General features: G+C 61.6%; 11 protein-coding genes and 1 pseudogene. 1 reads left to right on the top strand and 11 read right to left on the bottom strand.

What is annotated here, in order from left to right; genetic code table 11:
* Nucleotides 1–14: 14 nt before the first annotated feature.
* The gene (locus ACMHLQ_RS22705) at nt 15–809 is read right to left on the bottom strand and encodes a serine hydrolase domain-containing protein (protein ID WP_415402931.1); all 795 of its coding nucleotides are present in this window, start codon (nt 807–809) and stop codon (nt 15–17) included.
* Between the two features lie 100 nt (nt 810–909).
* On the opposite strand from ACMHLQ_RS22705, the gene ACMHLQ_RS22700 reads away from it, so the two are divergent.
* Nucleotides 910–1,518, top strand: a complete 609-nt coding sequence (locus tag ACMHLQ_RS22700; protein ID WP_415402930.1) for a glutathione S-transferase family protein — start codon at nt 910–912, stop codon at nt 1,516–1,518.
* 105 nt (nt 1,519–1,623) lie between these two features.
* On the opposite strand, the gene ACMHLQ_RS22695 is transcribed toward ACMHLQ_RS22700, so the two are convergent.
* The 10 genes and pseudogenes from ACMHLQ_RS22695 to ACMHLQ_RS22650 form a co-directional block, all read right to left on the bottom strand.
* Nucleotides 1,624–2,328, bottom strand: a complete 705-nt coding sequence (locus ACMHLQ_RS22695; RefSeq protein ID WP_415405338.1) for an ABC transporter ATP-binding protein — start codon at nt 2,326–2,328, stop codon at nt 1,624–1,626.
* Nucleotides 2,325–3,080, bottom strand: a complete 756-nt coding sequence (locus tag ACMHLQ_RS22690; protein ID WP_415402929.1) for an ABC transporter ATP-binding protein — start codon at nt 3,078–3,080, stop codon at nt 2,325–2,327. Before ACMHLQ_RS22690 ends, ACMHLQ_RS22695 begins: the two co-directional genes overlap by 4 nt.
* Nucleotides 3,077–4,375: a branched-chain amino acid ABC transporter permease gene (locus tag ACMHLQ_RS22685; RefSeq protein WP_415402928.1), complete on the bottom strand. Its 1,299-nt coding sequence runs from the start codon at nt 4,373–4,375 to the stop codon at nt 3,077–3,079. Before ACMHLQ_RS22685 ends, ACMHLQ_RS22690 begins: the two co-directional genes overlap by 4 nt.
* Nucleotides 4,372–5,328: a branched-chain amino acid ABC transporter permease gene (locus ACMHLQ_RS22680; protein WP_415402927.1), complete on the bottom strand. Its 957-nt coding sequence runs from the start codon at nt 5,326–5,328 to the stop codon at nt 4,372–4,374. The genes ACMHLQ_RS22685 and ACMHLQ_RS22680 overlap by 4 nt, the downstream gene beginning before the upstream one ends.
* A 144-nt stretch (nt 5,329–5,472) precedes the next feature.
* The gene (locus tag ACMHLQ_RS22675; protein ID WP_415402926.1) at nt 5,473–6,717 is read right to left on the bottom strand and encodes a branched-chain amino acid ABC transporter substrate-binding protein; all 1,245 of its coding nucleotides are present in this window, start codon (nt 6,715–6,717) and stop codon (nt 5,473–5,475) included.
* A 186-nt stretch (nt 6,718–6,903) separates the two neighbouring features.
* On the bottom strand, nt 6,904–7,932 hold the full coding sequence (locus ACMHLQ_RS22670) for a phosphotransferase family protein (protein ID WP_415402925.1): 1,029 nt from the start codon (nt 7,930–7,932) through the stop codon (nt 6,904–6,906).
* 1 nt (nt 7,933) lies between these two features.
* Entirely contained in the window at nt 7,934–8,926 is a 993-nt protein-coding gene (locus tag ACMHLQ_RS22665) for an NAD(P)H-dependent flavin oxidoreductase (protein ID WP_415402924.1), read from the bottom strand.
* 79 nt (nt 8,927–9,005) lie between these two features.
* Nucleotides 9,006–10,201: pseudogene (locus ACMHLQ_RS22660) on the bottom strand (acetyl-CoA C-acyltransferase).
* 100 nt (nt 10,202–10,301) lie between these two features.
* Nucleotides 10,302–11,192, bottom strand: a complete 891-nt coding sequence (locus tag ACMHLQ_RS22655) for an SDR family NAD(P)-dependent oxidoreductase (RefSeq protein ID WP_415402923.1) — start codon at nt 11,190–11,192, stop codon at nt 10,302–10,304.
* Entirely contained in the window at nt 11,193–12,017 is an 825-nt protein-coding gene (locus ACMHLQ_RS22650; protein WP_415402922.1) for an SDR family NAD(P)-dependent oxidoreductase, read from the bottom strand.
* Between the last annotated feature and the right edge of the window lie 72 nt (nt 12,018–12,089).

Below are 12,089 nucleotides of genomic sequence, written 5' to 3'. Positions count from 1 at the left end.
CAGGCAGGTCGGGTTCAGAAAGGGGATTGGGTCGCACCATCCACTTCACGCAAAGGATCGGCACCCGTTTCGGCACTGCCCAAGGCCATCGCGTTGCCAGCCAATGGCGTATAGAGCGCTGCAAACCGGTCGCGTGCATGAGTGGGGACGGCGAAGGCCGTTTCGCGCATCCCCAACGGATCAAACACGCGGGACTGAAACACCTCTGACAGGCTCTGTCCCGTCACCACTTCGATCACGCGGCCAATGACGTCGATCCCGACCGAGTACTCCCACCGCGCGCCCGGCGCAAAGGCCAGCGGCAATTGAGCCAATGCAGCGCATTGATCGGCCGAAGCGGGTGAACCGGGCGAAAAGAACACCTTTTCCGCATCCATGGCCTCGGGCACGAGGCCTGGATTGAACGCATAGCTGAGACCGGATTGGTGGGTCAGAAGCTGGTGCAGCGTGGGCACCGCGCAGGGCTGTGTCTCCGACAATGTCGTTGCGCCAGGAACCAGCGCGCGGGGGGTCGCGAATTCAGGCAAGAAACGGGACAATGGCGCATCCAGATGCAAGCGCCCCTCCTCGACCAGCATCATCAGCACCAGCGATGTCACAGGCTTGGTCATGGAATAAATGCGGGCCACCGTGCCGCGCGCAAACGGGGTTTCGGCGCTGATATCGCGCAGGCCTTGTGCGTCGAAAAACACCTCTTCTCCCCCTTGCCGGATCAGCACCGACAGGCCCGCATATTTGCGCGCGTCCACATATCGTTGGGCCCAGGTGGGGATACGCGCCAGCCGGGTGGGATCAAGTGTCAGTGCCATGCGCGCCTCGTGAGTTGTCTGCCTGCACGATACCGCGCCACTACCGCTTGCCAAGGCAAAACCTGGGGCGATAGCGTGGGCGCGAACAGGAGGGTTCCCCATGCTCAAACTTTACTTCGCCCCCAAAAGCCGCGCGGTGCGCGCAGCGTGGATGCTGGAAGAGTTGGGGTTGGAGTACGAGCTGATCAGCTATGCCTTGGGTGATCCGGCCATGCGCGGGCCTGAATTCCGCGCGATCCACCCGATGGGCCGCGTGCCCGTGCTTGAGGATGGCGATGTGCGGGTCATGGAAAGCGGCGCCATCCTCGAATACCTGATTACGCGCCATGGCGATGGTCGGTTTCGCCCCGCCGCGGACAGCGCTGACTATCCGGCCTACCTGCAATGGCTGCACTACGCCGAAGGCATGCTGATGCCGCCAGTGAATTCCTACATGGTCGAGACGTTCTTCCTGCCGCCTGAACGGCAGTCGGAGGTACATGCCAAGCGGGCCAAGAAGCTGTTGGGACACATGTTGGGTGCGGTGGAGGACGCGCTGGAGGGGCGGGACTATCTGGCGGGAGACTTTTCCGCGGCCGATATCATGACCGGATCAGCGGTCATGAGCGCGCGCACCATCGGTTTGGACTTTTCCGACCTGCCATCCTTGCGCGCCTACATCGAACGGCTGGAGGCACGACCCGCCTATCAAAAGGCGGCAGCGCTGTAACGAAGGCGGTCTTTGACACAAAGACCGGCTGGAAAGCGACACGCTTTCCACGAGCGGTTTTCCGCTTCGGAAAACAGCCGGAGACCGTGTCGGTCTCCGCGCACCTCAGACTTCCAGCCATTCCTTGCGCACATCCTCGCGCGCTTTCAACTCGGCCGGCGTGCCCTCGAACACGACCTGCCCATGGCCCATCACATAGACGCGGTGCGCGATATCCAGCGCGATGGACAGCTTCTGCTCCACGAGCAGGGTTGCAATCCCGCGCCGCGCGATCTCTTGCAGCAGTTGCGCCACACGCTGCACCATCTGCGGGCTGAGACCTTCGGTGGGTTCGTCGATCATCACCAGATCCGGGTCGCCCATAAGCGTGCGGCACATGGTCAGCATCTGCTGCTCGCCCCCCGACAGCACCGAGGCCTCGACATCCGCGCGGGTCTGGAGGTTTTCGAACATCTCGAACATGTCCTGCATCGACCAGCGCCCGGCCCCATCCTTTTGCCCCGGCTTCAGCCCCAGGATCAGGTTTTGCCGTGTGGTCAGCCCGGGAAAGATGTCGCGGTTTTCCGGCACATACCCGATGCCCAGATTGGCCACCTCGAAGGCTTTGCGCCCAGCAATCTCCTGCCCCTTGAACATGACCGATCCGTGCGGTTCCACCTCTCCCATCACCGCCTTGCAGGTGGTCGAGCGGCCTACGCCGTTGCGGCCCAGAAGGGCCACGATTTCCCCCTCGCCGATCCGCAGGTTCACACCCTGCAGGATATGGGATTTGCCGTAATAGGCGTGCAGGTCCGTCACATCCAGCATCAGTGATCCTCCAACGCGGCGCCAAGATAGGCCTCTTGCACACGCGGATCGGCGCGCACCGCTTCGGGCGTGCCCGAGGCGATGATTTCGCCGTAGACCAGCACCGAGATCTGATCGGCCAGGCCAAAGACGACGCCCATATCATGTTCGACCATCACCAGCGTTTTGCCCATTGTCACCGTGCGGATCAACTCGACGATGTAGTCAGTTTCGGAATGGCTCATCCCCGCCGTCGGCTCGTCCAGCATGATCACATCCGCGCCGCCTGCGATGGTGATCCCGATCTCGAGCGCGCGTTGTTCGGCGTAGCTGAGCACACCGGCGGGCAGATCGCGCCGGGCGGTCAGGTTGATCTGTTCGAGGATCTCTTCGGCCCCGTCGGTCAGCGCGCGACTGCGCCCAACCATCGACCAGAAGTTATAGCGGTAGCCCATCGACCAGAGCAGCGAACAGCGCACGTTTTCGAACACGCTCATTTTGGGAAAGATGTTGGTGATCTGGAAACTGCGCGACAGGCCCATGCGGTTGATCTCGAACGGGGCCTTGCCCGCCAGATCCTGCCCATGCAGGCGGATCGCGCCCTCGGTCTGGGGAAACCGGCCCGTGATCAGGTTGAACAGCGTCGACTTGCCCGCGCCATTGGGGCCGATCACCGCGTGGCGTTCCCCTTTGGCAATGGAGAGGTCGACACCGCGAATGATCTCTGTCTTGCCAAAGGACTTCTTGAGCCCGTCCAGTTCCAGCGCCGCCGTCATCGCGTGGCCCCGTCAGGTGTGTTGGCCTCATTCCAGGCTTCGACCAGCCCGGGGGCCGTGACTTTGGCAAGGGCAAAGCCTGCAACCGTGACCGCGCCAGCAACGATCCAGGGCAGTACCGTGTGGCTGTCAAAGCTGGTCCAGAACAGCGTCATCTCGTGATCGCCGGTCGAGGCATGGCGCACATGAAAGGTCATCTCGATCAGTGCGGCCGCCCCAAATGCCCCGATGGCCCCGCCGCCCAGCGTCTTGAGATAGGGCAGCCACAAGCGCCCCAACTTGCCCAGCCGCATTGCGGGTACGTGCATCATGATCAGACCGGCCAACCCGCCGGGAAAGAACATGACCGTCGCCACGAAAATGATGCCGAGATAGAAGGCCCACAATTCCGTCTGAAGGCTGAGCACGGTCTGCACCAGCGTGAAAACGATGGCCCCGAGGATCGGGCCAAAGAAGAAACCGACACCCCCCAGGAACGTCACCAACAGGATGATACCGGATTGGGTCGTGTTCAGGTTCTCCTCGGTCAGGATTTCGTAGTTGATGGCAAAAAGCGCGCCCGCGATCCCTGCGAAAAAGCCGGAGGCGACAAAGCTGTAAAACCGCACCCAGCGCGCGGAATAGCCCAGGAACTCGGCCCGTTCGGGATTGTCGCGCACAGCATTGGCCATGCGCCCCATGGGCGTGCGAGAGTAGAGGTACATCAGCGCGGCTGACAGCATCAGCCAGAACACGATCAGGTAATAGACCTCGATCTGCTGCAGGAACTCGACGCCCAAGAAGGGCAGGCCATAGGTGCGATCCCCTGATATGCCTTCCTCACCCCCGAAGAACGCAACGATGATGACCGAACAGGCCGCGATCAACTCACCCACGCCAAGGCTGATCATGGCAAATACCGTGCCCGCCTTGCGGGTCGAGAATGAGCCCACAATCATCGCAAGCCCCATGCCGAACAGACCGCCAAAGATCGGCAACACGGGCAGTGGTAGGGAGGAAAAGAAATCATCCGAATTGATGATGTGCATACAGGCAAAGCCACCCACCCCGGCATAGACCGCATGGCCGAAGGACAGCATGCCCCCCTGCCCCAGCAGCATGTTGTAGGCCAGCGCAAAGATGATGGTGATCGCCATCTGGTTCATGATCGTGATGGCGGAATTGTTGGTGAAGATGAAAGGCATCACACACAACAGCAGTGCGGCAATGACCCAGGGGATGAGCGGAATGCTCAGCGATCCGGCCCGCATGCGCTGTGCGGGTTTGGTCGGGTCCGTAGTCAGCTGATCACTCATGCGTCACGCTTTCCGAACAGGCCGTAGGGGCGGAAAATCAGGATCAACACCATCAGGATGTAAGGCAGGATGTCAGCGATCTGGGGGCTGGTGATGCTCCACAAATCGCGCCACGGGCTGTCCCAGATGTTCTCGGGCTTGGTGAAACCCAGCGTGGTCAGCACATCCTCCATCCGCAGGTTGTAGGCCTTGGAAAAGGTGGTGATCCAGCCGATCAGCAGCGAGGCGACCAGCGCGCCCCAAAGGCTGCCCAAGCCCCCGATCACGATGGTGACAAAGACGATGGAGCCGAGGACGAAGGCCATGCCCGGGAATGTGCCCAGAACAGGCCCCGCGATTACCCCCGCCACACCGGCCAAGGCCGTGCCGACGCCAAAGACGCCCATGAAGATCAGGGGCACGTTGTGGCCCAGTGCCTCGACCGTCTTGGGATAGGTCAGGGCCGCCTGGATGATCATGCCAACGCGCGTGCGGGTCAGTACCCACAAAAGGCCGATAAAGATCGCCACCGAGATGAAGATCATGAAAATCTTGTAGGCCGGGATCGAATTGCCCGCGATGGAGAAGGCAGTGAATTGCAGGATCTCGGGCGCGGCATAGGGCATCTGGTTCTTGCCCCAGATGAATTGCACCAGTTCCTCGATCAGCAGGGCAAGGCCAAAGGTAAAGATCAGCTCGGGCACATGGCCATATTGATGCACGCGCCTGAGGCCATACCGTTCGACCCCGGCGCCCATGACCCCGACGATCAGCGGCGCAAGCAGCAGCCCCATCCAGAAGCCGAGGGCCAGACTGATCTGAAAGGCGAAATAGGCCCCCAGCATGTAGAAACTGGCATGGGCAAAGTTGAGCACGCCCATCATGGAGAAGATCAGCGTCAGCCCCGCCGACAGCATGAACAAGAGCAAGCCCGTCACAAGGCCGTCGATCAGGTTAACAAGGATGAGATCCATCTAGGGCCTTCTCTGCTTGATCCAATTGAGGCTGCGCCACGCGATTTTTCAGGGGGCTCTGCCCCCGCCCTTGCGGGCTCCCCCGTGGTATTTCGGGTCAGAAGAAGTAAGGTGCGGCCCGTGTTGCGCGCCGCACCCAAGCATTTACGGGCGCCGCATCTTGCAGCTGGTTTCGCTGTCCATGGCCGCCATCGTCACCGTTTCCTCGACTTTCACGCCGTAGCCGGAATTGTCATAGTCGAAGGTGATGCCGTCATCGGTATGGGCGTGGATATGGACATCCTGGATCAACTGATGATCGATCTCGCGCATCTTCACGGTGCCGCCCCAGATGTTTTCATGCTCCATCCCCGCCAGCGCGTAGGCGACCGGCACGACGTCGGTGGCCGTGCCCGCCTCGTTGATGGCCTTGGCCAGCATTTCGATCACGTTGGTGATCCGCGCCTGGCTGATATTGCCATCGGGATATTTGGCCTTGAACGCCTCGTAATAGGCGGCAGCGGCATCATTGGCAGGCGGGTTGATCTGCCCCTCGGCTACAAGACGCAATGATCCATCGCCCGTCTCGCCAAAGGCGGCCGTGATGCCATCAGCGGCGGCATAGTAGGTAAAGATCGGACCCTGATAGCCGTTTTCCAACACCGACTTGCCCAGACCCAGCATATCAGCGCCCCAGTTTCCCGTGATGATCGCATCCGCTTGCGATGCCACGATCTTGCGGCTGTAGGGCGTGAAATCCTTGACCTTGCCGATGGGATGCAGCTCGTTCCCGACAATCTCGATATCGGGTCGCTTTTCGCCCAGGAAACGCACCGCAGCCGAGGCAACGGCCTTACCAAAGGAATAGTCCTGCCCGATGATATAGACCTTCTTGATCGCGTCATCCTTGGCGATCACATCCGTCAGCGCGTCCATCTTGATGTCGGCATTGGCGTCAAAGCGGAAGTGCCAGAAGTTGCACTTGTCATTGGTCAGGGCCGGATCGACGGCGGAATAGTTCAAGAACAGCACCCGATCCTCCGGGTTGCGGCGATTGTGCTTGTTGATGGCCTCGGTCAGGGCGTTGGCCACGCCAGAACTGTTGCCCTGCGCGATGTAGCGAATGCCCTGATCGATGGCGACCTGAAGCTGGATCAGCGATTCCTTGGGGCTGATCTTGTTGTCGAAGGCGACGATTTCGAACATGTCGCCATCCAGCACGCCACCTTTCTTGTTCACGAGTTCTTCGGCAGCGAATTCATACTGGTGCAGGCCGTTCACACCGGTGCCCGCAAAGGGGCCGCTCAGTGGATCGATAAAGGCGATTTTGACGGTGTCAGCGGTCGCCGCAAATGCGCTGACAGACAGTGTCAGGGCCGTGGCCACGCCAAGCGTGATGGATGTACGCATGAGTTCCTCCCTAGAACATGGTCCCGAAGCGGGTGCGCTGTTGATCGCGCAATTCAAGTTCGGGATGGTGCTAGCGTTGCACACGTACGGGATATGTCAAGCGTTCTGGCTTACGGAAATTCAATCTTTACGAGCATAATCGGCAGCAGAAAACCGACTTTAGCTACAGCCTCCTACCTATTGTTTTTAATCACTATCTAGCGCTTTCAAGCCATTCTGTGCAAAGACCGGCACAAAAGCGCCGACTTGCATCGCCCGCTCCGGGTTGGAGGCGTTTCCATCCAGCGCGCGCTTGAGCACGCCTTGAATGATCGCCGCCATGCGGAAAAAGCAAAAGCCGAGATAGTAGCCGAAATCGTCAATCCCGCTCAGGCCCCGGCGTCCGCAATAGGCGGCGATGAAGGCCTCATCCGAAGGCAGGCCAAGGGCGGCGCGGTCCACGCCCATCAACCCTCGGCCCTGCGCGCCCGCAGGCAGTTGCCACTGCATGATGACACTGGCGAGATCGGCGTAGGGGTGGCCGATCGTGCTCAGCTCCCAATCCAGAACGGCGAGGCATTTGGTGCCCTCGGCCTCAAAGATCATGTTGTCGATCCGGTAGTCGCCATGCACCAGGGTGCGCTGCCCATCATCTGCAGGCATCTCGGCAGCCAGCCGGTCCATCAGGGTGTTCATGGCCGGGATATCCTGGGTTTGCGAGGCACGGTATTGCTTGCTCCAGCGTCCCACTTGCCGCGCAAGGTAGTGACCGGGCGGGCCATAATCCGTGAGGCCAACCGCGTCGATATCCACCTCGTGCAACGCCGCAAGAACACGGTTCATGTCATCAATGACGGCGCCACGCCCCTCTGGCGTCATGCCATCCATGGTCGGTTCGTTAAAGTTACGGCCCGCCACGTGGTCCATCACGTAGAAATCCGACCCGATCACATCCGGGTCTTCGCAAAGCACATGCATGCGCGCGACCGGTACGTCAGAGCCGTAAAGCGCGCTTTGCACGCGAAACTCGCGATCAACCGCATGCGCGGATTTGAGCAACTGCCCTGGCGGCTTGCGCCGCAACACATAATTGCCCGCCCCAGTCTTCAGCAGGAACGTCGGGTTCGACTGGCCCCCTTCGAACTTCACCGCCTCTACGGGGCCGTCAAACCCCGGCAAGCGATTCTTGAGAAAGGCGGCAACCGCACGCGTATCGAGTGATTGTGTGTCGCTCATATCAGTCCCTGAACTCCTGCGCCAATGCGCGGCCAGCCGCGCGGTATTCCTGCGCCATGCGATCCACAATGTCGCCTGCCGGGCCTACGGATTTGACGGCCCCGATGCCCTGCCCCGATCCCCAGATCGTCTTCCACGCCTTGGGTTTGGAGGACCCGGAGGAGAAGTTCATCGAAGACGCATCCGCTTGTGGCAGGTTGTCGGGGTCCATGCCCGCATTTTCGACAGAGCCGCGCAGGTAGTTGCCCCAAACCCCGGTGAAAAGCGAGGAGTACACGATGTCCTCGGCCCCGCTGTCGACGATCATGCGCTTGTAGTCGGCCTGGGCATTGGCCTCGTCCGTGGCGATGAAGGGCGAGCCGGTATAGCCGAAATCAGCCCCCATAGCGCGGGCGGCCAGCAGCGCCTCACCGGTCGCGATGGCGCCAGACAGGGCCAGTGGGCCATCGAACCATTCGCGGATTTCGCCGATCAGCGCAAAGGGGGATTGCTGGCCCGCATGCCCACCTGCCCCCGCGGCCACGGCCACCAGACCGTCGGCGCCTTTGGAAATCGCCTTGCGCGCGAATGTGTTGTTGATGATGTCGTGCAGAACCACACCGCCACAGGAATGGGCGGCCTCGTTCACCTCGACCCGCGCGCCCAGCGATGTGATCCAGATCGGCACCTTGTGGCGCACACAAATCTCGAGATCGCGGTCCAGCCGGGCATTCGATCGATGCACGATCTGGTTCACCGCAAAGGGTGCTGCGGGATGGTCCGGGTTGGCCTGATTGTGGCGGTCCAGCTCTTCGCTGATCTGGGTCAGCCATGAATCCAGCAGCGGTGGCTCGCCGTCCGCCTCGCGCGCATTCAAAGCCGGAAACGACCCGACGATGCCCGCCTTGCATTGCGCAATCACCAGTTCAGGCACCGAGATGATGAACAAAGGCGCCGCAATCATCGGAATGCGCAACCCCTGCAAAGCCATCGGCAAAGCGGGCACAGACGTCATATCTCGCATATCGGTCCTACAGTCTCTGTTCCCAAAAAATCCCCGCCGGAGGCTCCGACATCGGACAGCGGCGCCACGATCAAAGCACCTCGAACAGGCCAGCCGCCCCCATGCCGCCACCCACACACATGGTGCACACGACATGGCGCGCGCCGCGCCGTTTTCCTTCGATCAGCGCATGCCCAACCATGCGCGCGCCGGACATGCCGTAAGGGTGACCGATGGAAATCGCACCGCCATTCACGTTCAGCAAGTCGTCCGGGATACCCAGCGTGTCGCGACAGTAAAGCACCTGCACCGCAAAGGCCTCGTTCAACTCCCACAAGCCGATATCGTCCATCGTCAGCCCATGCGCCTCAAGAAGTTTGGGCACGGCAAAGACCGGCCCGATGCCCATCTCGTCCGGCTCGCACCCCGCCGCCATCACTCCGACGCACCGCCCCAGGGGGGTGAGGCCTTTTTCTCGGCAAGCGTCGCCTCCATCACCACGGCGGCCGAGGCGCCATCGCTGAGCTGCGACGCGTTTCCAGCCGTGATGAACGCGCCTTGGTCGATGTGGATTCCGTTCGAGAAGACTGGTTTGAGGCCCGCGACGTTCTCATATGTCGTGCCTGGCCGGTTGCCTTCGTCCTTGTCCAGCGTGACCTCATGTTCCGAGATCGCCTTGGTCTCGCGATCCTGAAACTTCATCACGGTGCCTAGCGGCACAATCTCGTCATCGAACTTGCCCGCCTCTTGCGCAGCGGCCGTACGGGCCTGGGACTGAACGGCATAGCGGTCCTGTTCTTCACGGTTTACGCCATAGCGTACGGCCACCGTCTCGGCCGTTTCCAGCATGGTCATGTAGATCTCGGGCTTGTGCGCCTTGAGCCAGGGATCGCCATGGGCGCGCATCTCGGGTGTTTGGACCATGGACACACTTTCGACGCCGCCGCCGATGACCACGTCCATGCCGTCCTGCACCACCTGTTTGGAGGCTGCGGCAATTGCCATCATGCCGCTGGCGCATTGGCGATCGACGCTCATGCCCGCGACTGTCACCGGCAGCCCGGCGCGGATCGCCGCTTGCCGTGCGATGTTGCTGGACGTGTGCCCCTGCTGGAGCGCGGCGCCGAGGATCACGTCCTGCACCTCGCCCCCCTCTACACCCGCCCGCGACACGGCATGTTCAATGGCATGTGCCGCCAGTGCCTGGGGCGTGGTGGCGTTGAACGCGCCGCGATAGGCCTTACCGATGGGGGTGCGGGCGGTGGAGACGATGACGGCGTCGCGCATATCTGGCATCCTTCTTTTCTGTGTTTTCAAGGTTGGGCGTGAGGGGCCAGCCCCTCACACTCCCCGGAGTTTATCTGGCAAGATGAAGGAGCACCCTGTCCTACCAGTCAAGTGTCACGCCCTGCGCTCGGGCAGCACGCAAGGCGTACTTGCGCGTCTGGGCAAAAGCGTTTTCGAGGTCTTCGGCATCTTTCGGATCGGTGATCTGATCCCAGTGGTCGGCGATGGCCTCGGGCGTGATATCGCCTTCGATCAGCGCACCTTGCGTTTCGGTGATGCGTGTCACGGCGAATGTGCCAGCGCCTGCCGACAGGATCGTGCGACTGGGCGCGTCATCGCTGACGAGGTAGAGCACACCGGGCGTGATCGTTTCGGGCCGGAGCAGGGCCAGTGCAACCTCTGGCAGCAATCCTTCGGTCATCGCCGTCGCCGCAGTGGGGGCCAGCGTGTTCACCCGGATATCGTCACGCGCGCCCTCGAGGTGCAGCACCTTCATCAGCCCGACCATGGCCGCCTTGGCCGCCCCGTAATTCGACTGGCCGAAATTGCCGTAAAGGCCCGAGCCGGAGGCCGTTAGCACGATGCGCCCGAATCCCTGTTCGCGCATGATCGGCCAGACTGCGTGACAGCAATTGGCGCTGCCGATCAAATGCACGTCGATCACCTTGCGGAAATCAGCCATCTCCATCTTGGCGAATGTCTTGTCCCGCAGGATGCCCGCATTGTTGATCAGGATGTCGATGCGCCCAAAACGGTTCATGACCTGTGAAACCATAGCCGCAACGGCGGTCTCATCCGACACGTCGGCATGATATGCCATAGCGGTGCCACCTGCGGCCTCAATCTCGGCAACGACTGCATTGGCCCCCGCGCCCATGTCGTTCACCACCACATGCGCACCGCGCGCCGCGAGACCCAAAGCGTGACAGCGCCCAAGACCGGCCCCAGCCCCCGTAACGATCGCGACGCGGTTGTCGAAACGGATCATCACTCAGCCCTCTAGCGCTGCGCGAAACAGGTTCGGCCCGCTCATCACCTGCACACCGCCCGAGACTGGCAGCACAGCCCCGGTCAGGTAGGACCCGCCCTTGCCGCACAGGAACTGCATGCAGCCCGCGATATCCTCGTCCCGGCCTACACGTCCCAAAGGCACATCCGCGCCCACCTTTTCGCGCATCCCCTCATCGGCGGTGGCGAAGGCGGTCATCTTGCTGACAAAGGGGCCCGGCGCGAGGGCATTGACGGTGACCTGATAGGGTGCAAGCTCCTTGGCCATGATCTTGGTCATGTGCAGCACCGCCGCCTTGGAGGCCGCGTAGGAATATGCACCGTCGCCCAAGGCCACCTCGCCCATGACAGACCCGACATTGACCACGCGCGCGGGGTCGTCTGGCGTTGCCGTCTTGATCAGGACAGGCAGCAGGGATTGCGTCAGGTGAAACAGACCCGCCACGTTCACGTTCATCACCTTTTCCCAGGCCGCATGGGGGAACTGTCCCATGGGCGCGCCCCAGGTGACGCCGGAATTGTTCATCAGGATGTGCAGGCTATCGGTGCGGTCTGTGACTTCCTTGACCAGCGCCGCGATCCCTTCTTCCGAGCCGACATCGCCCGCAAACCCCTCGACTGAGCCCGCACCGCCCATGGCGTTCAGCTCTGCCGCGACTGCCTCGCAGGCATCGCCCTTGCGGCTCGCAATCAGGACCCGCGCACCCGCCATCATCAGGCCAGTGGCGGCCATCCGCCCGATGCCGGTTGCGCCGCCGGTCACAAGGGCAACTTTTCCTTCCAATGAAAACAATGTGTTGGGGTCCATGATCGTCTCCTCCCTTGGGCGCGTTGTCGCAACGTCGCCGCCTGCGCCGCTTTACAGGCACGCCGCTCAAGG

Origin of the sequence: Tateyamaria algicola, assembly GCF_047715485.1 — a bacterium.
In the GTDB taxonomy this organism is placed as follows: domain Bacteria; phylum Pseudomonadota; class Alphaproteobacteria; order Rhodobacterales; family Rhodobacteraceae; genus Tateyamaria.
The sequence above is the reverse complement of the archived record's forward strand: the minus strand, read 5'-3'. Positions and strand labels throughout refer to the sequence as shown.

Bases quoted from the DNA above. Each gene is read 5' to 3' on its own strand.
- ACMHLQ_RS22705 (WP_415402931.1), bottom strand. From the start codon at position 809: ATGGCACTGACACTTGATCCCACCCGGCTGGCGCGTATCCCCACCTGG.
- ACMHLQ_RS22700 (WP_415402930.1), top strand. From the start codon at position 910: ATGCTCAAACTTTACTTCGCCCCCAAAAGCCGCGCGGTGCGCGCAGCG.
- ACMHLQ_RS22690 (WP_415402929.1), bottom strand. From the start codon at position 3,080: ATGACGGCGGCGCTGGAACTGGACGGGCTCAAGAAGTCCTTTGGCAAG.
- ACMHLQ_RS22685 (WP_415402928.1), bottom strand. From the start codon at position 4,375: ATGAGTGATCAGCTGACTACGGACCCGACCAAACCCGCACAGCGCATG.
- ACMHLQ_RS22680 (WP_415402927.1), bottom strand. From the start codon at position 5,328: ATGGATCTCATCCTTGTTAACCTGATCGACGGCCTTGTGACGGGCTTG.
- ACMHLQ_RS22675 (WP_415402926.1), bottom strand. From the start codon at position 6,717: ATGCGTACATCCATCACGCTTGGCGTGGCCACGGCCCTGACACTGTCT.
- ACMHLQ_RS22670 (WP_415402925.1), bottom strand. From the start codon at position 7,932: ATGAGCGACACACAATCACTCGATACGCGTGCGGTTGCCGCCTTTCTC.
- ACMHLQ_RS22665 (WP_415402924.1), bottom strand. From the start codon at position 8,926: ATGACGTCTGTGCCCGCTTTGCCGATGGCTTTGCAGGGGTTGCGCATT.
- ACMHLQ_RS22650 (WP_415402922.1), bottom strand. From the start codon at position 12,017: ATGGACCCCAACACATTGTTTTCATTGGAAGGAAAAGTTGCCCTTGTG.